The organism is Sphingomonas sp. 320_CC, assembly GCF_059691795.1.
On the sequence record NZ_JCAWAE010000003.1, the window covers coordinates 671,953 to 698,238 of the forward strand.

The 26,286-nt window shown below is 64.0% G+C and carries 28 protein-coding genes; 4 read left to right on the top strand and 24 right to left on the bottom strand.

What is annotated here, in order from left to right; translation table 11 throughout:
* Positions 1 to 4: 4 nt before the first annotated feature.
* The 16 genes from AC59GX_RS14615 to AC59GX_RS14690 all read right to left on the bottom strand — a co-directional run bounded on the left by AC59GX_RS14615 (position 5) and on the right by AC59GX_RS14690 (position 18,352).
* On the bottom strand, positions 5 to 3,721 hold the full coding sequence (locus AC59GX_RS14615; RefSeq protein WP_497301981.1) for a hypothetical protein: 3,717 nt from the start codon (positions 3,719 to 3,721) through the stop codon (positions 5 to 7).
* The gene (locus AC59GX_RS14620) at positions 3,718 to 8,709 is read right to left on the bottom strand and encodes a phage tail length tape measure family protein (protein WP_497301983.1); all 4,992 of its coding nucleotides are present in this window, start codon (positions 8,707 to 8,709) and stop codon (positions 3,718 to 3,720) included. Before AC59GX_RS14620 ends, AC59GX_RS14615 begins: the two co-directional genes overlap by 4 nt.
* Positions 8,710 to 8,761: 52 nt before the next feature.
* Positions 8,762 to 9,082, bottom strand: a complete 321-nt coding sequence (locus tag AC59GX_RS14625) for a phage tail assembly chaperone (protein WP_497301985.1) — start codon at positions 9,080 to 9,082, stop codon at positions 8,762 to 8,764.
* A gap of 110 nt (positions 9,083 to 9,192) precedes the next feature.
* A complete protein-coding gene (locus tag AC59GX_RS14630) occupies positions 9,193 to 9,615 on the bottom strand; it encodes a hypothetical protein (RefSeq protein ID WP_133020367.1) in 423 nt (140 codons plus the stop codon).
* 97 nt (positions 9,616 to 9,712) lie between these two features.
* Complete coding sequence (locus AC59GX_RS14635; RefSeq protein ID WP_133020366.1) at positions 9,713 to 10,165, bottom strand: hypothetical protein; 453 nt, start codon at positions 10,163 to 10,165, stop codon at positions 9,713 to 9,715.
* A 67-nt stretch (positions 10,166 to 10,232) separates the two neighbouring features.
* Complete coding sequence (locus tag AC59GX_RS14640; protein ID WP_497301987.1) at positions 10,233 to 10,424, bottom strand: hypothetical protein; 192 nt, start codon at positions 10,422 to 10,424, stop codon at positions 10,233 to 10,235.
* An 11-nt stretch (positions 10,425 to 10,435) separates the two neighbouring features.
* Positions 10,436 to 10,837, bottom strand: a complete 402-nt coding sequence (locus AC59GX_RS14645; RefSeq protein ID WP_497301988.1) for a hypothetical protein — start codon at positions 10,835 to 10,837, stop codon at positions 10,436 to 10,438.
* Complete coding sequence (locus tag AC59GX_RS14650; protein ID WP_497301990.1) at positions 10,834 to 11,361, bottom strand: HK97-gp10 family putative phage morphogenesis protein; 528 nt, start codon at positions 11,359 to 11,361, stop codon at positions 10,834 to 10,836. The genes AC59GX_RS14645 and AC59GX_RS14650 overlap by 4 nt, the downstream gene beginning before the upstream one ends.
* Positions 11,358 to 11,726: a phage head completion protein gene (locus tag AC59GX_RS14655; RefSeq protein WP_497301992.1), complete on the bottom strand. Its 369-nt coding sequence runs from the start codon at positions 11,724 to 11,726 to the stop codon at positions 11,358 to 11,360. The genes AC59GX_RS14650 and AC59GX_RS14655 overlap by 4 nt, the downstream gene beginning before the upstream one ends.
* Positions 11,723 to 12,250, bottom strand: coding sequence for a head-tail connector protein (locus tag AC59GX_RS14660; protein ID WP_497301993.1), 528 nt, complete (start codon positions 12,248 to 12,250; stop codon positions 11,723 to 11,725). Before AC59GX_RS14660 ends, AC59GX_RS14655 begins: the two co-directional genes overlap by 4 nt.
* A gap of 51 nt (positions 12,251 to 12,301) precedes the next feature.
* Positions 12,302 to 12,592 carry a hypothetical protein gene (locus AC59GX_RS14665; protein ID WP_497301994.1) on the bottom strand — a complete coding sequence of 97 codons (291 nt, stop codon included), beginning with the start codon at positions 12,590 to 12,592 and terminating at the stop codon, positions 12,302 to 12,304.
* A gap of 51 nt (positions 12,593 to 12,643) precedes the next feature.
* On the bottom strand, positions 12,644 to 13,906 hold the full coding sequence (locus tag AC59GX_RS14670; RefSeq protein ID WP_497301995.1) for a phage major capsid protein: 1,263 nt from the start codon (positions 13,904 to 13,906) through the stop codon (positions 12,644 to 12,646).
* Positions 13,907 to 13,916: 10 nt separating this feature from the next.
* A complete protein-coding gene (locus AC59GX_RS14675) occupies positions 13,917 to 14,780 on the bottom strand; it encodes a head maturation protease, ClpP-related (RefSeq protein ID WP_497301997.1) in 864 nt (287 codons plus the stop codon).
* The gene (locus AC59GX_RS14680) at positions 14,767 to 16,092 is read right to left on the bottom strand and encodes a phage portal protein (protein WP_497301998.1); all 1,326 of its coding nucleotides are present in this window, start codon (positions 16,090 to 16,092) and stop codon (positions 14,767 to 14,769) included. The genes AC59GX_RS14675 and AC59GX_RS14680 overlap by 14 nt, the downstream gene beginning before the upstream one ends.
* Positions 16,093 to 16,101: 9 nt before the next feature.
* Positions 16,102 to 17,928 (bottom strand): terminase large subunit, encoded by a 1,827-nt coding sequence (locus AC59GX_RS14685; protein WP_497301999.1) that lies wholly within the window; start codon positions 17,926 to 17,928, stop codon positions 16,102 to 16,104.
* Positions 17,921 to 18,352, bottom strand: a complete 432-nt coding sequence (locus AC59GX_RS14690; protein WP_426281188.1) for a P27 family phage terminase small subunit — start codon at positions 18,350 to 18,352, stop codon at positions 17,921 to 17,923. Before AC59GX_RS14690 ends, AC59GX_RS14685 begins: the two co-directional genes overlap by 8 nt.
* A 178-nt stretch (positions 18,353 to 18,530) precedes the next feature.
* On the opposite strand from AC59GX_RS14690, the gene AC59GX_RS14695 reads away from it, so the two are divergent.
* Complete coding sequence (locus AC59GX_RS14695) at positions 18,531 to 19,079, top strand: hypothetical protein (RefSeq protein ID WP_426281187.1); 549 nt, start codon at positions 18,531 to 18,533, stop codon at positions 19,077 to 19,079.
* Here AC59GX_RS14695 and AC59GX_RS14700 read toward each other — a convergent pair.
* Together AC59GX_RS14700 and AC59GX_RS14705 are read right to left on the bottom strand one after the other, a co-directional pair.
* Positions 19,045 to 19,368, bottom strand: coding sequence for an HNH endonuclease (locus tag AC59GX_RS14700; RefSeq protein ID WP_426281185.1), 324 nt, complete (start codon positions 19,366 to 19,368; stop codon positions 19,045 to 19,047). The two genes, AC59GX_RS14695 and AC59GX_RS14700, sit on opposite strands and share 35 nt — an antisense overlap.
* Positions 19,368 to 19,544, bottom strand: coding sequence for a hypothetical protein (locus AC59GX_RS14705; protein ID WP_426281183.1), 177 nt, complete (start codon positions 19,542 to 19,544; stop codon positions 19,368 to 19,370). Before AC59GX_RS14705 ends, AC59GX_RS14700 begins: the two co-directional genes overlap by 1 nt.
* Positions 19,545 to 19,727: 183 nt before the next feature.
* On the opposite strand from AC59GX_RS14705, the gene AC59GX_RS14710 reads away from it, so the two are divergent.
* On the top strand, positions 19,728 to 20,162 hold the full coding sequence (locus tag AC59GX_RS14710; RefSeq protein ID WP_426281182.1) for a hypothetical protein: 435 nt from the start codon (positions 19,728 to 19,730) through the stop codon (positions 20,160 to 20,162).
* A gap of 110 nt (positions 20,163 to 20,272) precedes the next feature.
* Here the strand turns inward: AC59GX_RS14710 and AC59GX_RS14715 are convergent, their stop codons facing one another.
* Positions 20,273 to 20,815 carry a transcription termination/antitermination protein NusG gene (locus tag AC59GX_RS14715; protein ID WP_426281180.1) on the bottom strand — a complete coding sequence of 181 codons (543 nt, stop codon included), beginning with the start codon at positions 20,813 to 20,815 and terminating at the stop codon, positions 20,273 to 20,275.
* Between the two features lie 3 nt (positions 20,816 to 20,818).
* Positions 20,819 to 21,673 (bottom strand): hypothetical protein, encoded by an 855-nt coding sequence (locus AC59GX_RS14720; RefSeq protein ID WP_426281179.1) that lies wholly within the window; start codon positions 21,671 to 21,673, stop codon positions 20,819 to 20,821.
* Positions 21,674 to 21,694: 21 nt separating this feature from the next.
* Between AC59GX_RS14720 and AC59GX_RS14725 the strand changes: the two genes are divergently transcribed.
* Complete coding sequence (locus AC59GX_RS14725) at positions 21,695 to 22,036, top strand: hypothetical protein (RefSeq protein WP_426281178.1); 342 nt, start codon at positions 21,695 to 21,697, stop codon at positions 22,034 to 22,036.
* A gap of 23 nt (positions 22,037 to 22,059) precedes the next feature.
* Here the strand turns inward: AC59GX_RS14725 and AC59GX_RS14730 are convergent, their stop codons facing one another.
* The 4 genes from AC59GX_RS14730 to AC59GX_RS14745 are packed head-to-tail and all read right to left on the bottom strand — an operon-like array spanning position 22,060 to position 25,782.
* Positions 22,060 to 22,899 (bottom strand): DUF1376 domain-containing protein, encoded by an 840-nt coding sequence (locus AC59GX_RS14730; RefSeq protein WP_426281177.1) that lies wholly within the window; start codon positions 22,897 to 22,899, stop codon positions 22,060 to 22,062.
* 2 nt (positions 22,900 to 22,901) lie between these two features.
* Positions 22,902 to 24,323, bottom strand: coding sequence for a replicative DNA helicase (locus AC59GX_RS14735; protein WP_497302002.1), 1,422 nt, complete (start codon positions 24,321 to 24,323; stop codon positions 22,902 to 22,904).
* Positions 24,320 to 25,315, bottom strand: a complete 996-nt coding sequence (locus AC59GX_RS14740) for a DUF7146 domain-containing protein (RefSeq protein WP_497302003.1) — start codon at positions 25,313 to 25,315, stop codon at positions 24,320 to 24,322. Before AC59GX_RS14740 ends, AC59GX_RS14735 begins: the two co-directional genes overlap by 4 nt.
* Positions 25,312 to 25,782, bottom strand: coding sequence for a hypothetical protein (locus AC59GX_RS14745; RefSeq protein WP_497302005.1), 471 nt, complete (start codon positions 25,780 to 25,782; stop codon positions 25,312 to 25,314). Before AC59GX_RS14745 ends, AC59GX_RS14740 begins: the two co-directional genes overlap by 4 nt.
* Before the next feature lie 17 nt (positions 25,783 to 25,799).
* On the opposite strand from AC59GX_RS14745, the gene AC59GX_RS14750 reads away from it, so the two are divergent.
* Positions 25,800 to 26,033: a hypothetical protein gene (locus AC59GX_RS14750; protein WP_497302006.1), complete on the top strand. Its 234-nt coding sequence runs from the start codon at positions 25,800 to 25,802 to the stop codon at positions 26,031 to 26,033.
* Positions 26,034 to 26,286 lie beyond the last annotated feature (253 nt).

Sequence of the window (26,286 nt, forward strand, 5' to 3'; positions counted from 1 at the left end):
GCCGCTATTCCTCGGTCGTGATGATAGTGACGCGCTGCGAGACGGAGCCATTACCGGCAGTAAACCCGCGCGCGAGTGTGGCGAGAAACCGGCGGTCCGCGATGAGGCGGTCGGGGTCGGTGTAGGTGAGGCTCGCCGACCAGTTCGCCGTGAAGGTGGCTTGCCCCGGCTCCCCCTCGGCAATCGGCCGGGAGCCACTGAACGTGCCGACGCCCTTGCTGATCGTGGGGGTCGCGACGTCGATCCGAGCCGAGCCGCCAATCTCCCGCGCAAGCACGAGAGTAGGATTGCCGGTCTCTACACGGGTGCCTGTGTAGAAGTTGCCGTCCTGAGAGGTCGCGCCATACGCAGCAGCGGCATTGTCGAACGATTGCTTGCTACTGGCGGAGCCGCTGTACGTCACATTCAGCGACCAACTGTACGACCAAGTCATGACGACAGTGATCTTGCCACCGTTGGATCCAAAGCCGCCGGTATCAGCAATGACATCGGCGCCGACGCTGCTGCTCTGCCCACCGTTCGTCAGGACCCCAGCGGACAGCGAGCCGCCGAAGTACGCGTCACCGCTGACCGTCTGCCAAACTATGCCGTTCGTTCGCGAGCACTGCGCAATTGGCATCGATGGCCCGAACCAGTCTATGAACTCGGACCCTACACCGAACCCGGTGCCGAGCACTTTCATCACGGATCCATTATTGAAGATCAGCTTCGCGGTGCTGACGTTGATCGTCATCGCGGCGAACGTAATATCGCTGACCTTGCCGTTCGACCCGTCTGCCGCGGTGACGAAAATCCCGCTGACGACCCCGCCTGCAGTAACTGCGAGCCCCGCCCGGGCGGACAGGTTCCCCAACGCGTCCGCCTGCGCGGAGAACAGCTGCTCAACCGATGAGGTACCGCCGCCGACCTTATCCAAGCGCGCCGTCACCGAGCCGAACTGCGTGGCACGCGCGCCGGCTTCATCGGCGATGGCCTGGTTGAAGTTCGACGCCGTGGCGTTGATCGCGGAGCCCAGCGCGTTCGTGAAGCTAGCGCCGAGGTCGGTGATCGCCATCGCCCGCGCGCCCGCCTCGTCGCTGACGGCCTGACGATAGTCCGTCGTCACCGCGTTGACCGCATTGCCGAGCTCGGTGTCGAACGACGTGCCGAGGTTTGTGACGGCCGTCGTTCGCGCGCCGGTCTCGTCCGCAATCGCGCGTTGTACCGTCGCGATCGACGCGGTCGCCTCGGTCAGCTTGGTCTGAAAGGTCGCGTCGATCTGGGTGATCCGTTCGCCGAGCGCCTGGTCGGCGTTCGAAGTCGTGCGCGCCAAGTCGGTGATGGCTGTGGTGGCGGCACCGATCTTCGTCGTGAAGTCGGTCTGGACTGCGGTGATCGCCGTCGCGCGCGCACCAGCCTCGTCGCTGACTGCCTGGCGGTAGTCGCTTGTTATCGCATTCACTGCATTGCCCAAGGCAGTGTTGAAGGCTGTCGATAGGTTCGCGATCGCGGTCGTGCGGGCGCCAGCCTCATCTGCCTGCGCTTGCTGCAAGGTGACGATCGTCGCGTTGCTCTTTCCAATTGCGGTCTGGAAGCTGGCGTCGACCTGAGTGAGGCGTTCGCCCAGCGCCTGATCGGCGTTCGACGTCGTACGGGCGAGGTCCGTGATCGCGGTGGTAGCGGCGCCGATCTTGGTCGTGAAATCGGTCTGAACCGCAGTGATGGCGGTCGCGCGCGCGCCGGCCTCGTTGCTGACAGCTTCCCGATAATCGGCCGTGACCGCGCCGATCGCCGCGCCCAGGGCGTTGGTGAACCGCGCATCAAGCGATGTGATCGACGTCGTACGGGCTTCGCGCTCGTCGGCGATCGAGGTATCTAACCGCGAGATCGCCGCGGCCGTGATGCCAGCCGCAGAGACGAACTCCGCCTCGATCGTCACGAACTTCTCAGCCAACGACTGATCAGCCGACACCATCACCGTATCGCGATTGAGCACGAAGACGGTCCCAGCCGAGTTCTTGGCGCCGAGCAGCGAGAACGTCGTAGCAGTCGCCGTCTCGCCTTCGATCCGCTGAGTGGTTTCCTGCTGGACGCGCACGCCAACGGCGACGCCATCGAGATGGGTCAACGCGTCGTTCCGTGCCTTTCGGCGCTGCTCGAGCAGCTGGCCGGACAGAGCAGCCTGGACGGTTTGGCGCGCGACGCCGGCAGTAGAGTTGGCAAGTGCCAATGTAGTGGCAAGATCCGCACGCGCCGTCACCAGCTGGGCATTGATCGACGATACAGCTTCGTCGATCTCGCGCTGCGTGGCTGCAAGTGCCGCCTTGGCAGCGGCGATCTGCTCGAGCCCCGCGGTTGCGTTGCGCCGTGCCTCCGCCAGATCGTCCAGGACCTCGCCGACGGTATCGTCGGGCCCGAGCGGTGACGTCGGATCCGCGCTGTTGGTTGCGCCGTCGTCGGGCTTAGGCTTTGCCGGGTTGGTGTCCTTGACGTTCTGCCACTCGACGCCGAGCGGTTCGACCTTTGCCGCGGTGCTGAAGCCCTCGATCGAGAGCGACAGCTTACTGACGCCCTCGCCTGCCTCGATCGAGAAGTCTTTGAAGAAGCCGTAGATCGTCAGGCTGTCGATGCCCGCCTGTCCGATCCATAGCGACGGCCGCGCGCGAACGGACGCGATGCGGTTCGCGACTAGGTCCAGCGCGTCCGTCCGGATCAATGACTTCGCGGTCATCCGCTTGGCTGATGCGCGTTCGACGATCGACACGTCGCCGAAGTCGTCGACCTCCTTGCGGCTATAGTCGGTGATGCCCGACGTCGGCGATGCCTCGGTGATGCCAAGCGCGACCAGGCGACCGAGCAGCAGCGTACCGACCGACACCGTACCGGTGCCGGCGATCGTCACCGTCACCTGACTGGTAAAGGCCGGGAGATCAAGGAACGTGATGGCGCCAGCGCTGGCGGCGATCGTCCGATCGTAACCGGCCGACTGCACCCGCACAGACGTTGCCACGACGTCGAGTAGCGCGATCGCGCGTGCAGCCACGTTTAAAGTGACCTCGATCGAGCCGTCCGCGCTGGACGTCGTGCCGAGCGCCTGATCGAACATCGCCCACCGGTTTGTCGGACCGATATCGATCCACTTGCCGGACGCAGCCGCGGGATCGTCGCCGGCGCTTGCCGCTACCGCACTTTCGTAGATCCGGTGCGTCGCAGCTTTGATGACCTGGGCGCCAAGCGCATAGCTGACACCCGCCGACCATTCGGCGCGATCGGTTTCTGCGATGGTGCTGGCAACGAGCGTGGCTTCCGTGATCGCAGCCGGTTGGATCAGCTGCAGCGTCGACGCCTGACCGATCGGCGCCGGATCCGTGCCGTCGTCGACCAGCTGCTCGACCGAAGCCAGGCCCTCGACCGTCAGCGTACAATAGCTGAGCGGCGGTACCGCGTGATCGATCTCAAACTCTTTGTAGAAACCGCGGAACGACAGCGCGGCGAACCGATTGTCGGCGATCCACTGCGCCGGCGTTGCCCGGAGATTAGTCAGACGGCGCTGCAGATCGTCAACGTCGTCGAACGGCACCGCCAGTCGCACGGACATGCGACGGGAGAAGGCGCGCTCGACGATCGTCGTCACGCCATAGTCGTCGGTCACCCGCCGGCTATAGTCGGTGATGCCGATCGTTGGCGCGGTCTCGACGGTGCCCAGGTCGATTACAACCCCGGCGTCTGTGACGACCTTCACGCGGCGCTAGCCACGCTGATCGCTTCGCCACCGTTCGGCGTCGTCACCGCCTCGAGGCGGCCATCGATGCGCTTGGTATTGCCGGCGGTTGCTGCATGGCCCGAATTATTCTCGGTCCGAAGCAGCGTCACTTCCTCGCGGAGCGATTTAATCTCGCTCGCCAGGTCGTCGTTCGCCGCCGTCGGCGAGACCTGCGCGGTCTGCGTCATTGCCGCGGTATCGAGGAAGGTAATGTTCGACTTGCCGCTAGGCGTCGATGGCGAGACCACCCCGGCGATGCCCTTGATCGCCGCGTTCGTGGCTTCGAGGCTGGCAGCCGTCTGCGCCTGAATACGGTCAAGCTCCTGCCGGCTGGTCGCCGATGCCGCTGCTGCTGTCAGCAACGCCTGTGACAGGCCCGGCAGACTCTTCGCCGCGTCCTGATCGCCACCGCGCGCCGCCATGTTCGCCGCGTTGAACTGCCCAAGCAGCTGGGCGAAGCCGCCGCCCGTGCTGGTCCCGGTGAGGCCACGGATGCGGTCGATCTCGGCCGTGATGCTGTCGCCGACCGACGTCCATGCGTCGGCGAGCGTCTTGGCTGCCGCCGCTGCCGTCTGAGCGTCCTGCACCGCGTAGATCTGCTCCTGCAGCGCACGGTTCGACGGATCGAGCTTGGCAAGGTCGAGGGCGCGGAGGGCTGCGGTGTCGCCTGCCAATTCGAGCAACTGGCGTTGCAGATCCTGCCGCTCGCTGGCGATGTCCGCCGCGCTCTTTGCCCCTTCCAGCGAGGCTTGCAGTTCGGCGAAGGCCGGTGCCAGCTTCAGGAGCGTTGCATAGGTCGACTGCCCGGCCGCGGTGGTCAGATCCTGCGCCTCAACCAGCTGACGGAACCCTGTCAACGTCGACGGCATCGCCAAGCCGAGGCTGGCGAACACGCCGGTCATCTGCGCGGTCTTGGCGGCTGCCTGCTCCTCCTTCGAATAGAACGTCTGGGAATATGCGCTCGCAGCATCGGTCAACGCCGAGACGCTGTCGAACTGGTCGGCCAGGGCAAGCTTGACGCCGATCCCCATGGCCTGCGTGTTGGTGCCGAGCAGGGAGAGCGACGTGCCGACCGCCTCAACGGTCGATGCAACGCGGACCAGCGTCTCGAACACGCCTTCGCCGACCTTCTGGAACTGCTCGAGCCCAGGGAACGCCGCGGCAGCCATGCCGTCAGCCGCCGCACCGAACACCGCCGACAGCTTCTCTTCGATCTGCTCGCCTGTAAGGCCCTTCAGGTCGATCTTGCCGATGTTGACGATGAAGCCGTTGAGCCGCGCCTGGACATCGCCGGTCGCAATGCCGAGCGGCCCGGCAGCTGCCGCGATTGCGTCGTTAAACGACTTCAGGATCAGCGTGAATTGATTCTCAAGGCCCGCGTCAGCCGCACCGTACTGCGTCGAGTATTTCGTGCTGGTCGTAAGGCCGAAGAGCTTCTTCTTCTTCTCGACGTCGGAATAATAGGACGCATCGAACCCACCGCCGAGGATGCTGCCGACCGACTGCGCACCGCCATACAGGCCGCTACCGATGACACTGGTTTTTGACCCGAACAGCCCGCCGAGGATGCCGCCAATCACCGGGATCTTGCTGAGTGCCGACCCGATGGCATTGGCCTTGAAACCCTCGGTCACGCCGCTCGACGCGTCGATATTGCCCGAGCGCACGACCAGCGACGCGACGCCACCGATCTGGCTGTCGATCGACTTCAAGGAAGCGGCCATCTCGCGCGCAAAGGTATTGGTCACAGTGTCGACCTCCTTGAGCGCATCGATCGCATTCTTGATGCTGTCGCTCTTCGCCGACGTGTCGCCGAGAACCGTGCCGGTGCCCGTGTTGGACGTGGGCAGCGTGTTCTTGCCGCCCCCGAAAGACCCGGCGACCGAGACACCGATGCCCGCCAGCGCGGCAATCGTCGCGGCCCCGGCTGCAATGTTGAGCGGAAATGGCAGCGACTTTATCGCGTTGACGACCGCCTCGGTCGCACCGACGGCGATGCGCGCGGCACCGGTGGCGAGCTTCGTGCCGGTCTCGATCGCGTCCTGAGCCATCGCGCGGAGGGACAGGGCGAACTGAATCGCGCGGAAGGTCTTCTCGGCGACTTCCAGGGCTTTGTACCCGGACGAACCCTCCTTGAAGAACCCCTTGGCAGCGGCTGCTGCGTCGCCGAACGCAGCGACCTGCGCACCGGACGACCGGAGAGCGAAGCGCGCGTTCTCGCGGGCGATCTGGGCCTGGTCGGCGCCAGCCTCCTTGATGCGCGCCAAATGCTCAGCCTCCGCGCGCGTGCGATCGGCCTGATAGCTGGCGTAGATCGACGCCATATCGCCGATCGCACGACCTGCTTCACCGAACGCATCAGCCATGCCTTGCCCGGCCGACTGGACCTTGGTGGCGATGATATCCCACTTGTCGGCCGTGAAGGTCAGGGCATCGTTATACGACTTCTGAGCAACGGCGAGGGCAGCGGTCTTGTCCGCGATTTCGACCTGCTTGCGGATAAACTCGTCGCGGTTCGCGCCGGGGGCGTACTTGGTGTCCGCCTCCTGCGTCGCACGAAGCGTCGCTAACGCGTGCGCACGCGCCTCGTCGGTCGCGCCGACGAGACGAAGCTCTTCGCGCAGTTCCGCCAGCCGTTTCTCGGCCGCGGCGTCGTCCTGATTGAAGCGCTCGCCGACGGCTGCGTCACGAACGGCCAACTGCGCAGCCCGCTGCTCTTCCAGCGCCTGTGTCGCGCGCGTGGCCTCAACGCCGAGGCCGCGCTGCTGCGCCGCCTCGATTGCCTGCAACAGCGGCAGTTCGGCTAGGCGGTCCTGCAGCAACTCTGCGGCGCGCTCTGCCGGGATGTTGCCCGCCGCCACCATGCCGTTGATCTCGGTCTGCACCCGGGCCTGATCCCTCATCCCCGCGGACGACTTGCTAGCATCAGATACGCGCTGCGCGATCGCGAGCCGGACCTGACGGTCGACGGCAGCCTCGATGTCCGCTTGCTGTCGGATAGCCTTGCTTTCCGCCTTCACGCGGGCCTCGGCGATAAGGGCAGCAGCGCCAGACACGCCGTACGCGTCCGCCAGCTTATAGAGGTTGCGGATCTGCGCCTCGGTCGCCTCGGCATCGCGCTCGAGCATTTCGGCGTGCTTGTCGGTCGTGGGCTTCGGAATGTTGTTGTAGCCGATCGACTTGGCGATCCGCTCGCGAGCGTTATCGATCGCCGCGACCTTCACACGCTTGCCGAGCTTTGTCAGATACTGATCGGCCGCGGTGTAGGCCGCGCCATAGGTCTTCTCGAGAAGCTTCGGGTCGCCCTGGCCGATCAGCATTTTGCCGAGACCGACTACGCCGCCCTTCTCGATCTCGCCGAGATAGGCCTTCGTGCCCGCAACGCCGGCATAGATGCCCGCCATGGCCTGACGCATGTAGCCCGTGAGGTCGTCGAGAACGCCCTTCACGCCGCGCGACATGCCCTTCATATCGCCAACAAAATAGTCCGAGATGTCCTTGCCGACGACGCTGAACAGCGCCTTGGACGTGTCGGCCCAGGTGACCGTCTCGTCCTTGAGCTTGTAGATCTCCTGCTTGGTCGCATTGGCACCGCCGGTGATCTTGCCGAGGTCGCGCGTCAGCTGGTCGGACTTTACGCCATCGTTGACCCACCGGTTGAACAGGGCGAAGCCCGCACCGACGGCCGCGAACCCGATCAGAAGGGGCGCGAAGCGGAGGGCGAGAGCGCCGACCTCCTTGCCGAAGCCGCGAAGCCCACCTTCGCTCATCTGCGCGACCTGGAAGATCTGCGCACCCTGCTGAATGAACACCTGGAATGGCTTCTGCCCAGTGAGCAGGCCCTGCGTGATATCGGGCAGCTGGACAGCGATGTTCTTCAGGGCGCCGCCGCTGCGACGCGCCGAACCGGCCATCTGCTCGTGCTGCTGAGCCGCCGTCCTCGTGCGTTCGATGAGCGCGCTTTCAGCGCGGCCCAACTCAGCCGCCGATGCGCCCGCCGCGGTCATGACGCGCCGCGCCTCGGCGAGTTCGGCATTCAAACGGTTCTGCGACGCTGCCGCCGGATCGATCATGGCGCGCAACCGCGACAGTGCAGCCGCATCGCTCGCGGCAGCCGCCTCTTCCGCACGTAGCGCAGCAGCGCCACGCTGCGCGGCAGCCTCGAACTGGTCGTGAGCGAATGCCGCCGATCGCAGGTGCTGAGCCTCGTCATCACGCGCTGTTGCCGCCTGAGCCGCCTCAAATTCGCGCTGCGCAGCCGCACCCTTGCGCGCCGCGGTCTCGAACAAGCCGTAGGCGTGTGCCGCCTCGCGGATCCTCGTGGCTTCAGCGGTCGATGCAGCGGCCCTCTCGGCAGCCTCCATCTCGCGCATGGCGGCAATGCCGCGACGTGCCGCGGCCTCGAACAAGTCGTGTGCAAAGGCTGCGGAGCGCAATGACTGAGCTTGGCGCTCGGCTGCGGCCACCGCCTGGCTGGCGGCCTGTTCCTGCGCCTGAGTCAGGGCATCGGTCTCCGCACGGGCCTTACGGGCCGCGGCGAAGCGCTTGTCGTATAGGGCAGACTCCGCTGCGACGAGGCGCGCGGATAGGTCCGTATTGCCTTGCTTGCTGGCAGTGAGCGCGATCTCGGCAATCCGGGTTTCGCGCATCTCTTCGCGGGTCTTGCCGAACGCGGCGGTCTCACGCTCAAGCTGCCGGATCAGACCCTCACCGACCTTCTCGGTCGCCTTCTTCTGGTTGGCTACGTTCTGCAGGGCGCGGGTCGCAGCGATATCGAACGAGGCGAACTCTGCGGCCGACTTGCCGAGGTTGACCATGTCGGACGTAGCGCGGGTGATCTTGCCTGCCTCGGCGACGACCTTTGCTTCGGTCGTATCCATGGCGCGCTGAAGTTGCATGAGGGCATCGACCGAGCCCCCGGAATTGATCGCGAAGCCGACCTCGAGCGTAGGAGTTCCGTCGTTCATGAGCAGCCTCCCTGTGTATCGACGCCCGAGCGTCGGCTTCGTTATTGGCTGGCTATCCCAGCAGTCGGTCTAGGTTCGCTTCGCTGACGTCGCGCTCGCGTTGCGTCACGATGCCGCGCCATGGAGGCGGGCAGGTCTCGCTCTCCGCGGCACGCCCCTCGGAGAGGTATGCGGAGGATAGCTCGCGCATCAGGCGTGATTCCCACGGGGGCAGGTTGATCATCGTCCGCTCGCACCAGGCGGATATCTCCGACCAGCTGAGCACCGTGCGGCCCATGCCGTCGCTCTGTGTCATGCCCATTTCGATGAATCGGCCGATGATGTGCGGCGCTGGGTTCGGGGGCATTTGCGGCTGGATGCCGTCTTTCTTCATCTGCTCGCGCCGACTGATCGGAGGCGGTTGGTTTTCGAGCTTGCCGCGACGCGAGTCGGGGTCAGGCTTAGGCGTGGCATGTAGCCACGCCATCTGCCGGACGAAGAGGGTTAGATCCCGGCCGAGCCGGGCTTGAACTTTCCCCAATCACCGACGAATTTCGTCACCTGCTCCTTGATCCAGCCGAGGCCGGGATCGGAATAGACGGCGGCATGCAGCGCGGCGCCGGCGAGCGGCTTCCCATCGGCGTCCTCGTGCTCGATGTGGCGGAAGTCGGCGGTCAGGGCTGCGAGGTCTTCGGTGGCCTCCGAACGACGGTCCTCGATCGGCGCGAGGCTGACCTTGTTGTCGTTGTCCTGCATGCGCTTGATGGCGCGGGCGGTCTGGCGCTCTTCGACGCGCGCAAACTCGGGCGAGCCGGGGCCGTAGAGCTCGATGCCGACCTTTTCCTTGCCGTCGTACAGCAGCGCCCCATCGGGCCCCTTGAGGTGCAGGAAGGCGGTGGCCGATACGGCGAGCATTGCGATCTTCATGGGTAGTCCTTTTCGCGGGTTGCACCGACCCGCCCGCAACCCGCGACGAGCGGGGCGGGCCGATACCAGGGAACCGGCTTATTCAGCCGGGAGGGGATCAGGCTGCAGCGGGCGCCTTGATGATCTTCGTGCAGATCTCGACGGTCGGCGCTGCCGTCACCATCGTATCTGCGCCGTCGATCGTCTCGGGCATGCCGAACGTACGGCCCTGGAAGTAGCGAAGCGTTCCGTCCTGGCGGGTGACCTTGAAGGAATAGAGCTTCTGGGTTTCGTCATCGGCGGACGTCTGCAGCAGGGTCTGGCCTGCGTCGGCGCTGTCGAGCGCCAGCGACGGCTGCAGCGCGCCGTAATCGGCCGAACCCTTGTATTTTTGCTTGGCGCCCTTGAGCGGCTGGAACTCGACCTTCGCGAAGCTCGCGCCGATCGGGCCGATCTTCTCGATGTTGCCGATCTCGGTGAAAGTGAGGGCGGTGAACCCGGCGATGTCGTTCGTGGCGGGGCTGGCCGCCGAGATGGCGAGCGCAGAGCCCGCCGCAGTCATGGACGTCATGGTAATACCTTTCTGGGGCGGGCCGGGCGGTGCCGGCGGTATTCAGCCCGGAACCGGGCGGAATGGATCAGGCGACGGCTTTGCCGCTGCTCTTTGTAGGTTCACGAACGAGGCCTGCGGCAGCGTAGTTGCCGAAGGCACCCGGCTCGATGTCGACCAGGGTTTCCGGCTTGCCTTCGGTGCTCGCGGCGAACTTCGTTTCGGTCCCTGCGTCGGTGAAGTCCTGAATCACGAAAGACTTTTTCTTGCTCGTCGACATGGTCGATCTCCTCAGACTGGTTCGTCGTAACTGACGCGGAAATCTTGGGTCTGCTCGAAGCTGTCGGCAGGGCCTCGCATGTCGGGCCCGGTGCCAGCGGTCAGGATCGAGACGCGCATGACAGGCGGATAATCGCCGATGACGCCCGCGCTGGACCGACGGATCGCCTTGATCGCTGCGACCTGCTCGCGGTAGCTGGCAGCGCGTACCGCTACGGACACGCGCTCGGTGACGCGGACGAAACCTTTCCGCTTCAGCATCTGGCGATCGGCGCTTCCAACAGACCGGACCAGCACAGCCGGCAGAATGACGCCGTCGGGGAGTGCGCCCGCCTTGATCGAAGCGGCCACGACGATCGCGGTCAGCGGCGCATCCCCGCGGAGACGCGCGCCCATGATATCGACGCCGTTCATGCGTCGTCCTCGACATCGGCAGGGCCCACGATCCCGGCGCGGGTGATGCGGGAATTGATGTAATTCTGCGCGGCAGAGAAGGCCTCGCCCTCTTTGCTATCGAGGGCGGGACGGAGGAACGGATGAGCGCCAGCGCCGGGGTGATGCACCGTCTTACCGACGAACGCGCCGCCGATGACGAGCGAACCTTCCTTCGTCTTGTCGTTGATCCGGCGAACGCTCATGCCGCCGCCCTGGCTGGGGTCGACGCTGATGAAATGCGGGTCGGTGCCGTATTCCTCCCACGGCGCGAGATACGCACCGGGGCCTTTCAGCTGGACCGCGCCGATCATCAAATCGCCCTCGCGCTTCGTGGCGACCTTCACCGCTTCGGCGACCTCATGCGAGTTCGTGTTCGCCTTGGCTTCCTCGGCGATGACTGTTGCGCCGGCGCGTGCGGCGCCGCGGAGAACCCTCGTCTCCAGATTGGCAGGCAGCTGCGCAATGAAGCGCCGCACGTCACCTGATCCGGTGACCGTCGTCATGCGGCGTTCCCAGCCGACGAGTAATCCTCGACCATGAACTCGACCTCTTCACGAACACCGACTTCGGCAGGCCCGGCGATAATCTGCATCACGCGCGGAAACGGCTTGGTCATGACGAACCGCATGCTGGCGTCGAGATCGGTGCGGAACCGCATACGAACGCGGGCGGGGCGCGTGGCGATGTTGATGCCTTCCGCGAGCTTCTCGCTCCGACTGGGCAGGCTATCGACGACGCTGGCAGCGATCGGGGAGCCTACGGGCTCCCATGCGCCCGACCCGGCTCCGTCGAATGTCGTGTCGGCGACCGGCCGCTCGATCTGTATGCGGCGATTGTAGCGGCTTGCCTTGCCCTTCCCAACGGTCACAGGTTGCGAGCCCGAAAGTCGCGACAGAGAGACTTCGCAGCCGTCTCCGCCTTCTGGAAGATGTCTCCGCCTTCACGGTCGGACTCGTAGGCGCTGATGAGGATCAACATTGCGCGGCGGAAGTTGCCGGGGACCTCGTCGGCGGCCTCGTAACCGGCGCGGACGGACACGGTGACCCCAGTAGCGAGCGCAGGCCAGCAAGTCCCAACCGACGGGATGATAAGCGCCGGGCGATCGTGTGACGCGATCCGCGCGCCGTACAGGTTCGTAGCAGCGCCTGTGGCCTGTGTGTATCCGATGCCGATCGAGGCGTCGGGTTTGATCGGCCATGCGCGCAGATGCAGGCGGCCGAACCCGTCGAACCTTTCGATGACGTCGCGCGCGACCAGAATGTGACCGGTATAGCGCTCGACCCATGCGGCAGCGTCGGCGATGGAGACGTTAAGATCCGCATCTTGCGAACCGTCATCTTCATCGAGGCGTATCTGCCGACGTGCGTCTTCGATCGAGACAGGGATCGCCATAGGTCACCTCGCAGAATAGGGCGGCACCGGCCGGAGCCGATGCCGCGGGCGTCAGCCCTGTGCTTCGAGGTTCTTTTTGACCGCGTCCTCGGTGCCGAGATGCGGATCGTTGAAGTCGATCTGGTTGGCGATCGCGGGCTGACCCTTGCGCGGGTTGTTGTCGACCGCAGGGTGATCGACGTCGATGCGCGCGACGATCTCCGGTTCGATGAACGCGCCGCTGGCGGCAACGTCGGTTGCGGGCGTCAGCGTGTCTTCGGTCATACCTTTGGTGTCGGACACCCCGAGGACGTCCGAAGGCTTGATATCGGTCGTGTCGACCGTCGATTTCGTACCACTCATCTTGGTAGCTCCCATGGTTCGGGGCCGACGCGCTGGCCGGCCCCGTCAGCTTCAGGCCGCAGCGCCGATGCGCAGCGCGCGCATGGCGGTCGGGTTCTTGACGCCGCCGCCCACACGCTTGGTCGTGTAGAAGAGGACGAACGGCTTCGCGGTGTACGGATCGCGCAGGACGCGTACGCCGGTGCGATCGATGACCTGATAGGTCTCGACCATGTCGCCATAGAGTGCGGCGACGTTACCGGCCCCGACGTTCGGCATGCCCGGCATGTCGACTACCGGCTCGCCGGCGAGCGAGGGCGGGACGCCAAGCGCAAGGCTGGGCTGCCACAGGTAGGCACCATCCGCAGTCTTCAGCTTGCGGAAGGCTGCCTGCGACGCCCGGTTCATGTAGAACTTGGCGTTCGCCAGGAACTCTGCGGGGAGGTCCGCCTGAAGGTCGAACAGCGCGTCGCTGGTGACCTTCGTCGCATCGCCCGACATCAGCGCGAGGATCGCGCCATAGGGGTGCTTTGCGGCGTTCGAGCCGCCGGTGACGTAGGTGAGCACGCCGTCGGGCTTGTTCGAGCCGTCCCCCGACAGGAAGGCGATGCCCTCCTGCTTGTCGAACTCGCCAGTCACCTCGTCGGCGAGCCACGCCTCGATGTCGATCTCGGCATCGTCGATGAGGCCCTGCGAAGCCGCAGGGTTGGCGTAGATCTCGCCCATCGTGAAGCCGAGCGAGGTCAGGCCGGGCGTCGTCGTCTGCGGGCGCGCAGCCGTCTCGCCGACCCAGCCGCTGCCGACCACGCCGTCGGAATAGACCTTCTTGAAGCCCGCGCCGCTGATCGTGATGACCGAACTGTTCTGACGCATCGGCGAAACGAGTTTCTGACGCTTGCTGATCGAGCGATCCCACTCGATCGGCGCCAGATAACCGCCTTCGCCGTCCGTCTTGGTCGCGGCTGCGCGCAGTTCCTCGAGCTTCGCGGTCGGCGCACCGCCCTTGAAGTACGCCTGGAACTGGCTGGTGTATTCGGGATCGCGGACCTGCTCGCCCTCGTCGTTGCCGAGCGCTGCTTTCAGGTTGACGCTCTCGATCGCTGCCTGAAGCTTGTCGAGGTCGGCTTCGACCTTAGCGAGCTTGTCGGTGGTGACGACGTCGGTCTTACCGGCTTTGATCTCGTCCAACGACGCGGTGTGCGTGTCCTTGAACGCTTCGAACGCTACGGCGAGCGCTTCGATGCTGGCGGGCTGCTTGGCCTTGACCTCGGCGCGCACGGCGATGAGGCCCCGGCCCATCGCGGCAATGCCGCGGGGAGTCGTGATGGTTTTCATGTCTGGTCCTTCAGACGGTGAGGGCAGCAAGGAGCCGCGAAAGATCGGGCTCCGGTTCATCGCCAGCGCGAGGCGTGGCAGGTTCGGTAGCGTTATGCGTACCCATCGCGCGATACAGGTCGCGACGCGCGGAGCGCGGCACGGAATGTTTCGCGAGAAACTTGTCGAGCGATGACTTGTCGCTCGGGAACTCGTCGGCGGAGGCGTAGACCGGCATCTGCGCTTCCCGCTCCATCAGAGCATCGGCGAGACCTGCGTCGATCGCCTCTTGCCCGCGCAGAAACACGTCGCGCCCGGCGATCATGACCTCGAACTCGGCAATCGGTCGCCCCGATCGCGCGGCATAGGTCTCGCACATGGCGGTATCGATATGCGCCAACGTCTCGCACGCATCGCGCATTTCCGTCTTCGTGCCGAAGAAAAGGCCGCGCGCTTCGTGAATCATGATCTCGGCATTTGGCGCGATCAAGATCTCGTCTCCGGCCATAGCGATGACCGATGCAGCTGACGCGGCGATGCCAACGATCTCGACCCGGACTTCGGCGTCATGCCGACGAAGCAGGTTGTAGGCCGCCACGCCCTCGAAATAGTTGCCGCCCGGCGAGTTGATCTCGACCGTGATAGGCTTGCCCGCAACCGAGCGCAGCACGCCAGCGATGCGCGCGGTAGTGATACCGCCGCCGTCGCCATCGTCCCCGATGTAACCGAAGATGGAGATCGTCGGGCGATCGGACGCCAGCGCGGTCACCTCGATCTTTTCAAAGCCGGCGGCGAGGGCGCGCGTCTCGAATTTCCAGTCGGAACCGTTGCCGACGTTCGCGATCTCTGGCGGACGCTGAGCCGCAATAACGGCGCGGAGGCTACTTTTCGTCATCATCTTGGTCCTCAACGATGGCCGCGGCTGTCGTTCCTGCGCGGGGTTGGAGGCCGAAGCCGTCCGGGTGCGGGTTCATATCGAGGGCCTCGCGAGCCTCGTTCGCCTCCATGAACGGCTTACCGCCGCCGCGTCCGAGGGCGCTGGCGAGGAAGTCCGACTGGTTCTTCATGGATCCGCGCAGAAGCGCGCGCTCGTTGAACTTGGCGTAAAGAACGGTGCCGTCGCGCGCCTGCTTCTCTTTCCGGCTCAGCAGGCGCCAGATGGCCTCTTCCCAGATGACGAACCACGGCAGCAGGCAATAAACGACGAAGTACAGGCCCAGCTGCTCGATGCCGCTGCCCCACGCAGTTTCGTCGAACATGAGCAGTGGGCGGGGAACGCCGGTGAAACGCGATCCCTGTTCCGCTTCGAACTTCCGAAGCTCGACCAACTGGTTTTCGCGGGCGCTGCCAGAGAAGGGCTTGGGCTCCATGCCGCCTTCCAGCAGCATCCATTCGCCGGCAGCGTCCTCGCCCGAATAGTCATCGCGCAGGCTTGCCTTCAGTCGCGCGAACGCCTCGTCGCTGAGCTCGTCCTTCATCTGGAGAGCGCCGCCGGCCATCACGCCCTTGGTGAGCATGCGCGCGACGGCCTTCTCGGCAACGTGCGCGAGGCCGATCGTATCGGCCGCAACGTCGAGCAGCCCGAGACCGTTCAATCCGTCCAGCGATACAGGCGCGCGGAAATGAAAGACGTCTTCGGGGCCTAGTGTCTCCGGTCGTCCACTTTTCGGCGTATGCTTGAACCGCAGATTGCCGCCGTTCCATTCCTTCTTGACGGTTCTGCGCTCGAACGGGACCAGCGCCTGGATCTCACCGTTCAGGCGTACGACGCGGGCATAGGCGTTGCCGTCAAATAGCGCCGCCAGCTGCATGAAGCTCTTGAACTCGTTCGGCGACATTGCCCCATTGCCGAGCGGGTCGGTCTTCAGCACCGAATAGAGCGGGTGATCGACGGCCTTCTCGGTTGTGCCGTCCGCCTTGCGGCGCAACAGGGACAGCGGCAGCATCCCCATCGATCCGGCGATCAGCGACGTACCCCGATAATAAACCGAGTTTCGCATCGCCATGCGGTCGGTGACCGCGACGCCGGTGAGAGACTCGCGCCCGCCGCGCAGGAACGCGCCGAGCACTGGATCCTGATCGCCGCTGGCAATGTCGTGGACCGAGTACGCGTAGACGCGACGCTGCTCGACCGCTTCACGGGACGATGAGAACGAACGGCGGAACTTGGCCGCTCGCTGATAATCGGTGGGCGACATTCCCGCCATACGCCCTCCTTAGACCCGACGTATGCCGCGGGATTCATAGACCGATTTCTTCTTCGGCTTCACGCTGGACACTGCAGCACCGATCGCCATCGTGGTGGTGACCATGCCGTCGATGCGTCCGCGTGATTTCTTCTTGTTGAACATGCGGTTGCCCTGGCCGTCCGCGTCGATCGCGGTGTTGGCAGCGCAGCTGTAAGTCACCGGTGAATTGTCGATGATGATGCGTTGGTCGAGGATCGCGTCTTCAATCTTCGTGATCGAATGCGGCATGCAAAGCTGCCGGTCTTCGAACATCACGCGCGTACCCTGCGCATGCGCCACGATCTTGAGCCCTCGACCAGTTGGCTTGTCTGGGCCGCCGTAGAGCCAGACCTCGAGGCCGACCTCTGCGCAGGCATCCATGAAGCTCGAAATGAAGGCCGGATCGGCAACCATTTCGAGGACCTTCTGCTCGGCGTAGAGCTTAGAAACTTGCATCGCGACGAAGGTGTAATCGATCGTCGCACCAGGTGTGGCGACCAGATATTTGTCTTCGACCCACTCGACGTAGGGCGCGTGATCGCGCTCGCCCTTCTCCTTGAGATGCCCTGGGGTGGATCCCGCTGCGGTCCAGTACCAGCTTTTAACCGCTAGCGGTTCGTCGCCGATCGGCTCCCAGGCTGCACTGACTGCGGTAAGATCGTTCTTCTGTGAAAGATCGATCGCCAAGCGGCAGAACCGGTGGCGCATGGTGGCCTCGTCGACCGGCCCTTGCACCGCCGCCCACTTGTCCTCGTCGATCCAGAAGTCGGCCGATGCGGTATCGACGCCGAAGTACAGGCGCAAAACGCTCGACTTGGTCGACGGGCGCAGCAGTGCGGAGGCCACCGTCTCGCGGATGTTCTCGATCGGGAAGGTCTCGCCCAGCGCGGGCAGGGATTTCTGCCAGACCTTCTCGTTCTCGAACACCGTCTCGCGATCGGCCTCGTCGATCCGCGCCACGAAAGCGAACGCCGTATCGTCACGAGCCTCGCCCTTCGCGATCTGCTGATACATCTCCGAATAGGACGTACCGACGTGCTGCGAGGTGGCGGGCGTGTTCGTGCCCATCAGCATCAGCGCGTGGCCGGCGACCTTGTCGATGCCGCGCTTCCACGTCTGCAACACGTTCTCGTCGGTGAGCTCGTGAATCTCGTCGCCTGCGACATAGTTCGGGCGCGGGCCGGACAGGCTCTCGCCGCTGGCGATCGGCTGGAAGAACGAACCGCTGTCGGGATGCTCGATCTTCCAGGCGTTCTCCAACTCGCCGCGGATGACGACCTCACCGAGCCCCTCGAGGCTTTCACCCTCATCATGCTCGGGTATCGTTGCGCGGCACATGGCCGCGGCGTCACGGAACAGGACGTTGGCGGTCTTCTTGTCCTCGCCGATCGCGTAGCATTGGGCGCGCTGGATATCGCACCAGCCCATAATGTAGACGCCGATCGCGCCCATAAGCGGCGACTTGGCCTGCCCCTTGCCGGTTTCCAGCCAGCCCGATCGGAAACGCCAGCGGTCGGTCGCGGTGCGCCAGCCGAACAGCGATCCCATGACGAACGTGTGCCATTCGAGAGGGTAGAAGGGTTGCCCCGCCGAAGGGCCGTCGGTGACCTGAAAGACCGAGGGCAGGAAGTCGAGCGCGTGGCCCGCAGCGTCCGGCCTCCAGTATATGCCGCGCCGCTCGCCGTCCCGCATGTCGCGAAGGTGACGTTCTGCGGCATGGCGGACGAGCTCGCCCGCCGTGAACAGCTTGCCGTCGACCGCTGCCTTCGCCCAGGCTGTTGTCGGATCCGGATCGGCGAGGAAGCGGTTAGCCACGCTGTTTTAGAAACCGTGCCGAGCCCGTGGTGCGGGTCTGCTTCTTGACCACCTTCGCACCTGCGCCACGTTCCCGCGGCGAGATGCAAAGTTCCTTCTCCAAAGCCTGAGCTTGGCTCGCGGCGTTCGACATTGTCGTCCACCATGGATTGTACGTCGGGACCCCGGTCTTCTTGGCCTTGATGACCGGGCCAGATTTGATCACCTCCTTCGCGGACTGATCGAACGTGACGTATGCGACGACTAGGCGGATGACCGCGTGCGAGTTGGCAACCGCCAGTTTCTCGGCGCCGCGCATCTCGCTGATGATGCTCTTCCAGTAGGACGATGCGGCCTCGCGGTCCGCGGCCCGGCCGAAGATGCTGCGCCAGTTCGGCTCGGGCGGAACGCCGTCACCGCCAGCGATCTCGATGACGTCGGCCATGTGGTCTCCAGCGGCGGCACGGGCCGAAACCCTCCCCCCTCAAAAATTGGTCGCAGCGCGCATGCACCACGTGGTCGGTACGGGTCCCGACGGCCCTCAGACTTTTGACCCGGGGGGTGAGGTCATGGACTCAGGCGCCCCAACCGCTAGCCTCGGCCGATCGAATCAGGAGAGCTCAGTGATTGCAGAGATCAGCGCGGGCCTTGGCAGCCTGAAGGCGGCGAAGGACCTCATTCAGGCCATGAACGGTATGCAGACCGGCGCAGCCATCAATGACGTCAAGCTCACGCTGCAAGGGCATATGCTCGATGCCCAGCAGGGCTTGTTTGCGGCACAAGAGGCGCAGTCGACGAGCACCAGCCGCATACGCGATCTTGAACAGCAGATTGTGGCACTCAAAGACTGGTCGGCAGAGAAGCAGCGCTACCAGCTTCACGACGTTGGGCGCGGCGCCATGACCTACGTTCCTAAGTTGGGCATGGAGAACGGCGAGCCACCGCATTGGCTTTGCGTAAGGTGCTTTGGTCAAGGCCAAAAGTCCTTCATGCAGTTCAAAGGTCAAAGCGTGACAAAGACTGGTGGCAATGGCGATACGAGTACGTATGGCTGCGACGCATGCAAGGCGTCACTAGTTGTGTCGTATAGAACCAACCCAAAATCAGACCGCGAACGCTCGATCGAACTCGGGCGCGTCAACGCCGCAGGTTCCACGGATGCGCCAAGCTAGTCGGACGCCCTGAGCGATCCACACCACCAGCAGGCCGCGCCATTGCTCCCTTGTCAGCGAGCGTCTTGGCGTCCGAGCAGTCCTTGCAGAGCAACTGGTAGTTGGTGCGCTCGCCGGTGCCGCCACGCGACAGCGGGACGATGTGGTCGGCGATAGTGCCGAGCGTCTCGATGCCCTTGGCCTTGCACTCACCCTCGCAGGTGACGACGGTGGCGAGCAGGAGAGCCCGCATCTTGTCATGTGCCGTGCCATAGCCGCGCTGGTGACGGCTGATCTTCGACCAGCCCATCAGCGGCCGCGAACGGCTGCCCGCAGGTCGATCGCAGCCTGCTCCGCTTGGTCGATGAGGCGCTCGCTGCGAACCTGATGGCGCGACCCAGCGGCCATGTCCTCAGCGATGCGAAGGATGCGCATGCCGATGGCTTCGACGTTATCAGCGGTGGTGGGTTTGTAGGCTGTCGCCATCTCGTCCCCAATGTGTTTGTCTACAGACGAGGAAAAGCGCCATATGGCAGCGGAAGAAGTAACGAAGCAGCCAGCGGAAAGATCGAGGTTCCACCGCTTGACTGAACGTTAGTACGGCGCTCGCAAGAACTGCCTCAGCGACGGACGGGAGCGCTAGATCTGGGGCCGAATAGGGAGACGATCATGAACGTCCTTGCTTGGATCATCTGCGTTGCCGTCTGCATGGGGACTCTGGTTGTCTCATCGCGCAGCCGCGCCGGAGTTGTGCTCGCTAGCGCTGTCGCCTCGATCATCGGTGGGATGGCGCTCGTAACTCTACTGGGGTTGGTGTTGAAGGAGATGAATGTGCATTTGTCGCACGGCTCTCTGACGGCGCTGTTTCAATTGCTCATGAGCGTCGTGACGATTGCCCTGCTCAATATCATGAACCTTGCCGTCCGCGGCATGATCGCCGCACAGACCTCGTTTCACACCAAATACAACGCTTCGAATCTTCGGCGCTTCCCAGTCAACCTCGTGATAGACCACGCTCAACGGATACGGCTTGTCAGCGCAGCATTTTGGGGTGCCGGGTCCCTCGTCATGTTTTACGGCATCTGGTTCAAAATGACGGTCTGAGGACGTCACCTAGAGACATTGAACCTTCATAGCGCCGCACTTCCCACCCGAGCACATAGTGCTTCGATTAGGGGCAACGGGGAGGACACCTCTGCGCGCGTTGCGGCTGCTCAGGCAGCATCTGATACCTCGTGTACCGCATCTGTTCCGAGTAGCCAAGCCCCGATCTTCAGATTGATGCCGCGGCATGCGACCAAGACGAACTTGCCGTCGCCAGCCTCGACGACTTCGCCAAATAGGCCAGCACCGGGGCCTTCTTTAACGTGGACTGCCTCACCCACAGCAAAAGTCTTTCGCTGTCCTATTTTTGCCGCGCGCTTGCACTTGTCCTCAATGCGGCGTGCGCCTGCCACCTCGATGTCACTAATCAGCGGGATGTCTCCCAGGTAACGGAACATCGAGAACCCAGGATGCTCACCGAAGGGCAGGGCGGCCAACCTTGCCAGGTCATCACGCTGGTACGCCCGAGCGAAAACGAACGTGGGCATGATAGGCGCTTGATATTCGACTCTCTCTCGGGCGCGACCGCGACGACGCGTCAGTGTCTGCACCGGGCTCCAAACATCAAAGCCAGCGGCTTCGAGAGATGCGACCAGCGGCAGTGTGCGCAACGCTCCAGTTCGAAGGATGCACCAATCTTTGTCACGACCCATCGTTCAGATCCTCCGCTGAGTAGTGAATGCCATTGTTCTTCTTGCTCGGCTTACTGGCCAGTCGCGCAGCGAAGTGCGCTGGACGGGAACCAAATCCACGTCAGGACGATCTAAATAGATCGAAGTTAGGTTCTGCGACTGATTGTTCGTCCATTTCAGCAGGAGCGCCGAATGCCGACCGACCGCCGCTCTCAGCGAGCTTCTGGCCATCCGATCAACGGTTCCCCCGCCGAACGCGCGCGCTATTTCAACTTGCTTGCCCGTTGGGCACGAGATGAGGTCAACCTCTGGACTCCGGAAACCGGTGGCGACAAAACTATGAGCGGCAGCCGGGGATAGGCGGGGGGCCGAGACGTCTGCTGCCGATCGTTTAACGGTGATCGCCGAGGCCAAGTTTTTGAGATTGCAGGCAACGATTTCGTAAGCGGAGAGCCCTAGGTGGTAGGTATGTCCCCTCGCTTCACTATAACCACAACTCCCGCGCTCAATCTGGTGACGATCACCATTGGCGGGTTCTTCGCTCAGCCCGACATCGACGCGTTCGAAAATGCCCGAAACGTTGCCCATCGCGAGCTTCTGTGCGGCCCCAATCAGCACATCACCTTGGTCGATATGCGAGAGATGCTGATCCAGTCGCAGGAAGCGATTGCCGGGTTCCAGCGGGTCCTGAACAACCACGCTACCAAGTCCAAGCGCATCGCGATCGTCACGAGCAAAACGCTTGCGCGAATGCAGGTCGAGCGAGCCGCAGAACGGCGAGACGTGCAGTTCTTCAGCGGCGAGCCCGCGGAAGCTAGGGAGTGGTTGTTGGCTGGCTAACGGCTCCGCCCCCGGCATGTCAGCTTGTGCGTTGGACATGCCGGACCAAAGGAGATCTCGATGACCGAGCGCAACACACCCGAGCCCGTCGACAACGTCAGCATCAAGTCGGGCGATGCCGATCGAACCGCGGACGGTTTTGGCAAGGGCGAAGGCTACTCCGGCGACGAGTACGACAGCGCCGACCATGCAGCGGAACGCCATCTGCAGAACCGTGACAGTGCTCACAACGCTGGTGCGGATGAACCCGCCGACGGTCGCGACATCCCGCCGGAGGCTGGCAAGCGCGCCTACATCGACAACAAAACCGGCGAAGTGCACGGCAGCGGATCGAGTGCTGGCGGCGGCAACCCCGGCGAGGACATCGATCTCGACACGTCGCGGAGCGGTCCCGAGGAATGACCGGGGCAGGGGGCACGCGGCGATCACGCGTGCTCCTCCAGCTTGCGAGCATCGGCTGGCGGACCGGGTATGGCCATCCGCCGGTAACGCTCCGCGGTTGACCGACTGGCTTCCCTGGCTTCGTCTTGCGCCGCGACCTTCGTTCGCAACCGGGCCTCGATCCACGACACGGGCTCGGCTCGCCCGGCAGCACTGAGCAATGCTGCGTTCGTTGCCTCCTCGCCATGATTTTTGAACCATTTGGCAATGAGGCTGCGAGCCGTCTTGGCCGACAGCCCTGCAACCCCCAGCAGCGACACTCCAGCGTCGAACAAAGCCTTTTTCGGATCGATCGGCGACGGCACGGCGCCCGTTACGTCAGTAACGGAATCTTTCTTCTGTCCCTCTCCCTGTCCCTTGGGAGGCTCAAGGACTCCCAAAGCCGTCCCTGAAGGATCGCTTTGGGAATGCTGTTGGTCATTCTTCTGGGATCCCCACCGCTTGCTGTTCCCCTTCTTGGAGCGCTCGCGGTAGGATAATTTCTTAGCCCAGGCCTCGGTGGCTTTCTCGCAAACAACAGGGTGATACAGGCGGCCGTCGCTGCACTCGACGAAACCTCGCAGCGCAATCGGCTTCAACTTTTGCCATTTCGTGCCCGCGCCGGACAGGTGAGCGAGCACGCGATCGTCGGCTGGTAGGCTACCGGCCGGCACCTGCTGCCAAGCCTTGCACCACAGAGTCATGGCGGCCTTGAACTCATCGCCTGTCGACAAGGCGAACAGATCACTGTCGAGCAGGCGGACTGTGTCGACCGGCATGAATGCGAAGTCCCGGAGGTCGCAATCGGACGGCGTGAGAGGGGCGGGCAAATCAGCGTTCGGCATTGTTATGCACCTTCCCTGGAACTGTAGAAATCGCTGCCGCGGACGGCGGAATTGGCGCCGAAGAACCAGCCGATAGCCTTGCCGGAGGGGCCGCTGCGCCGCTTGGGGACGAGAAACTCGACCTTGTTGCGCACTGCTTCCATGTCCGTCCGCCACTCTTCGTGTTTCTTGTCGAAGGGGTCCGGCTCCTCCTTCTTGAGGTACTCCTCCTCGCGGTAGACGAAGAGGATCACGTCAGCGTCCTGCTCGATCTGTCCGCTGTCGCGCAGGTCAGACGGCATCGGCCGCTTGTCGGGACGCTTCTCGACGTCGCGGCTAAGCTGCGCCACCGCCATCACAACCAGTCCCTCGGACTTGGCGAACTGCTTGAGCCCGACGCTGACCTCGCTCGCATGCTCGTAAGGTGACATGCCCTTGCGGCTGTGAGCCATCAACTGGAGGTAATCGACGACGACCAGTTCGAGCTTCTCGCCCTTCGCTGCCAGCCTGCGCTTGTGGCTGCGCGCCTGGCGGATCAGCTTTGCGAGCGTCAGGCCCGAGGTTTCGTTGATCTCGAGCGGCAGTTCGTCGAACCGCTCTTTGGCAGCGATGACGGCGCCCATTTCGTGCGAGCGAACTGTGCCATCACGAACGTGTTCGTACGGTACGCCGCCGCGTGGCGAGAATGTCATGTCGGCGAGCATGCGGCGGGTGAGTTCGTCGGCGCTCATCTCGAGCGAGAAAATCAGGACGCCGTGCCCCATTCCGGCGGCGCCAATTGAGTATGACGTGACCAGCGAGGTCTTGCCCATGCCGGGACGGCCGCCGACAACGACTAGGTTCGACGGGCGCAACACGCCGATCGCGTCGTCGAGCGAGTTGATGGTCCCGCAACGGACGCCAATTATCGGTTTGCCGAAGCTGTTGATGACCACGTCGGCATACTGACCAACGGATCCCTGCGCGGTGACGACCTGCTCGGCCAACTCGGCGACTGCTTCGTCGGCGTTCGCAACCAGTTCCTCGCGCGTCACTGACAGGTCGCGCGCTGAGGCGACGACGTCTTTCAGGCCTGCGACCATCCGCCGCCGGCTCGATAGCATGGTGATCTGGTCGAAGTACGCCTTGGTCCGCGCCTTGGGTCCTGCATTGAGGTTGGCTGCGGCCAGCACCGAATATGCGCGCGGCCATTCCCCATCCTCGGCGAAGTGCGGCGCAAGTGTCACCACGTCGACCGCGCCGGGTGCCGATTGCTCGATCATCTTGCCGTAGATGCGACCGTACAGCGGGACCGAGAAGTCGGCCGGCCGGCAGCGATCGGCGACCTCGTCGATCAGCCGATTGTTGGCGAGTAGATCGCCAAGAAAGCCGATCTCGGCCTCGACGTTGTAAAGCGGGCTCGCCGTCTCGGCTGTCGCGAACTGCTCCTCGAACGCGCCGCTCATGCCCGGATACCCCGAAGCTGGTCGTTCCAGTCCTTGAAGCCCTCGGCCGGCCACATGATCCGGGTCGAGTAGCCTTGCTCAATCAGTTCTTCCTCGACCTTCTCGACTGCGGCGCGACCGGCGGCATCGTTCTGGCCTGCGATCACGATTGAAACGATGCGCCGCGGGTATTCGATGTACGGCATCATCGCCGTGCCGAGCGTCACCCAGACTTCGGCGCCGAGTTCCTGTGCCAACGAAAGTCCGTCTTCTGGGCCCTCTGTGACGATCAGCTCGTCGCCCACGCTGTCCGCGTCGGAGTTGATGCGCAGCGCGCCGCCCTTAATCCGACCCAAGCTGCGCTTCGGCTTCTCCATGCGCGCCTTCTGCTTCCCACCGTCGGCGAGGAAGATGCGCTGCAGGCCGATTAGCTGATCGTTCCCGTCGACCACCGCGCCGACCAGCGCGGGCAGGTCGGGACCGCGTTGGCCGGTGTCGTCGTCGTACCATGCTGGTGTCTTCGCGAACCTGATCGTGTGCGGGATCGGCATGATGATGCCGCGGCCGCGCAGATAGACTTCGGCGGGCGTGTCGGGGGCAGGGACCGCCTTGTCCCAAACCGACTGCGCGCGATCGATGGCGCGTTGCCGGTCGTCTTCGTCCTCCGCCGCCGCTTTCGCGCGCTGCGCCGGATCCACGCCGGGCAGGCTCGCGGCGCCCAGCCATTTCATCGCGTCGAGAAAGCCGATGTTCTCGGTCTTCATCACGTACTTCACGATGTCGCCGGACGCGTTACAGCCGAAGCAGTGATACGTACCCTTGGCATCGTTCAACTGCATCGAGGGCGTGCGTTCGTTGTGGAAGGCACACAGGGCGCGCTTCTCGTTCTTGCCAGCGCGGACGACCTTGCGGGTGCGGGCCACGACGTCGCTGATGTTGTAGCGCTGCTTGGCCTCGTCGACGGCCTGACGGAAGGCAGCGTCACGCTCGGCGCGTCCAGTGGAACGGCTCATCGTCCGCATCCCTTCTCGGTAGCGATCATCTCGAGCCAGATCGCGGTCAGCGCATGAACCCGACGGATCAGCGTCTCGTGCGGCAGCAGCTCGTGCGGTTCAGTCAGGTTGTCCGCCTCGATCGCGATAATCGCCGGAAGCAGGTTGGCGATTGTCAGTGCCGCCGCCTCGTCACCGGTGCAGACCGCACCCGCATCCGCCCAGCGTCCGCCCACCAGCGCCAGCAGCGGATCCGCGAACCGGCCGCCCCATTCGTGGCAACCCGCCAGGAACGTCGGCAGGTCGATCGGCGATGCGGTGTTGGCATACGCCGCCGCCCGATCTTCCGACTTGCCCAGCACGCGACCCATGTCGCCCCATGTTGCGCCGTCATCGGTCTTGATCGAGGTAATGACGGCGTTCTGCGTATCGACCGCGGCTGACGCGGAGAACGTACGACGGCGTCCGTGGATGTACGGTGCGTTCATGCGGCAATTGCCTCTGCATGGTGAAAGACAGGAAAGCGCGGCAACGGATCGACCTTACGGTCATCGCGATTGCCAATCTGATCGCGGCGGTGACGGACGCGATGCGCAACGCCGACCTCGGGAACGACGTCGTGCACGGGTTCCTCGATGAGCTGGATCATCTGAACTGGATGACGATCCACGGCACGCCGCGGCAGGTACTGAACGACATTATCGAAGTCGTTCGCGGGACGGTGCCGATCAATGATTGAGGGTGGGGTGACCGCAAGCATCTTGGGGAGCGCGATCACCCCTACATCCGTCGCGCCAGGCGGGGCGCGCAGAGCGGCTGCAATGGGAGATATCACGCAGCCACGCAGATGTTGTGAAGCTGATGCCGCCTGTTGCCGGTGGGCGCTAACGCAGATCGCTGCACACGACGATCGAGCGAGGCGATTACCGCTAGTCTGCCGAATTGATCCGGCAGGGCGGCGCTTGTGTACCCACAGCTTCCGCGTATCGTAC

Excerpts from the sequence above, each read along its gene's own strand:
- AC59GX_RS14710 (WP_426281182.1), top strand. The coding sequence starts at position 19,728 with ATGAACGTCCTTGCTTGGATCATCTGCGTTGCCGTCTGCATGGGGACT.
- AC59GX_RS14745 (WP_497302005.1), bottom strand. The coding sequence starts at position 25,782 with ATGAACGCACCGTACATCCACGGACGCCGTCGTACGTTCTCCGCGTCA.
- AC59GX_RS14625 (WP_497301985.1), bottom strand. The coding sequence starts at position 9,082 with ATGAAGAAAGACGGCATCCAGCCGCAAATGCCCCCGAACCCAGCGCCG.
- AC59GX_RS14675 (WP_497301997.1), bottom strand. The coding sequence starts at position 14,780 with ATGACGAAAAGTAGCCTCCGCGCCGTTATTGCGGCTCAGCGTCCGCCA.
- AC59GX_RS14750 (WP_497302006.1), top strand. The coding sequence starts at position 25,800 with ATGGTGAAAGACAGGAAAGCGCGGCAACGGATCGACCTTACGGTCATC.
- AC59GX_RS14665 (WP_497301994.1), bottom strand. The coding sequence starts at position 12,592 with ATGAGTGGTACGAAATCGACGGTCGACACGACCGATATCAAGCCTTCG.
- AC59GX_RS14620 (WP_497301983.1), bottom strand. The coding sequence starts at position 8,709 with ATGAACGACGGAACTCCTACGCTCGAGGTCGGCTTCGCGATCAATTCC.
- AC59GX_RS14640 (WP_497301987.1), bottom strand. The coding sequence starts at position 10,424 with ATGTCGACGAGCAAGAAAAAGTCTTTCGTGATTCAGGACTTCACCGAC.
- AC59GX_RS14650 (WP_497301990.1), bottom strand. The coding sequence starts at position 11,361 with ATGACGACGGTCACCGGATCAGGTGACGTGCGGCGCTTCATTGCGCAG.
- AC59GX_RS14705 (WP_426281183.1), bottom strand. The coding sequence starts at position 19,544 with ATGGCGACAGCCTACAAACCCACCACCGCTGATAACGTCGAAGCCATC.
- AC59GX_RS14735 (WP_497302002.1), bottom strand. The coding sequence starts at position 24,323 with ATGAGCGGCGCGTTCGAGGAGCAGTTCGCGACAGCCGAGACGGCGAGC.
- AC59GX_RS14635 (WP_133020366.1), bottom strand. The coding sequence starts at position 10,165 with ATGACGTCCATGACTGCGGCGGGCTCTGCGCTCGCCATCTCGGCGGCC.
- AC59GX_RS14720 (WP_426281179.1), bottom strand. The coding sequence starts at position 21,673 with ATGTCCAACGCACAAGCTGACATGCCGGGGGCGGAGCCGTTAGCCAGC.
- AC59GX_RS14700 (WP_426281185.1), bottom strand. The coding sequence starts at position 19,368 with ATGGGCTGGTCGAAGATCAGCCGTCACCAGCGCGGCTATGGCACGGCA.
- AC59GX_RS14645 (WP_497301988.1), bottom strand. The coding sequence starts at position 10,837 with ATGAACGGCGTCGATATCATGGGCGCGCGTCTCCGCGGGGATGCGCCG.
- AC59GX_RS14630 (WP_133020367.1), bottom strand. The coding sequence starts at position 9,615 with ATGAAGATCGCAATGCTCGCCGTATCGGCCACCGCCTTCCTGCACCTC.
- AC59GX_RS14715 (WP_426281180.1), bottom strand. The coding sequence starts at position 20,815 with ATGGGTCGTGACAAAGATTGGTGCATCCTTCGAACTGGAGCGTTGCGC.
- AC59GX_RS14660 (WP_497301993.1), bottom strand. The coding sequence starts at position 12,250 with ATGGCGATCCCTGTCTCGATCGAAGACGCACGTCGGCAGATACGCCTC.
- AC59GX_RS14725 (WP_426281178.1), top strand. The coding sequence starts at position 21,695 with ATGACCGAGCGCAACACACCCGAGCCCGTCGACAACGTCAGCATCAAG.
- AC59GX_RS14680 (WP_497301998.1), bottom strand. The coding sequence starts at position 16,092 with ATGGCGGGAATGTCGCCCACCGATTATCAGCGAGCGGCCAAGTTCCGC.
- AC59GX_RS14670 (WP_497301995.1), bottom strand. The coding sequence starts at position 13,906 with ATGAAAACCATCACGACTCCCCGCGGCATTGCCGCGATGGGCCGGGGC.
- AC59GX_RS14740 (WP_497302003.1), bottom strand. The coding sequence starts at position 25,315 with ATGAGCCGTTCCACTGGACGCGCCGAGCGTGACGCTGCCTTCCGTCAG.
- AC59GX_RS14690 (WP_426281188.1), bottom strand. The coding sequence starts at position 18,352 with ATGGCCGACGTCATCGAGATCGCTGGCGGTGACGGCGTTCCGCCCGAG.
- AC59GX_RS14730 (WP_426281177.1), bottom strand. The coding sequence starts at position 22,899 with ATGCCGAACGCTGATTTGCCCGCCCCTCTCACGCCGTCCGATTGCGAC.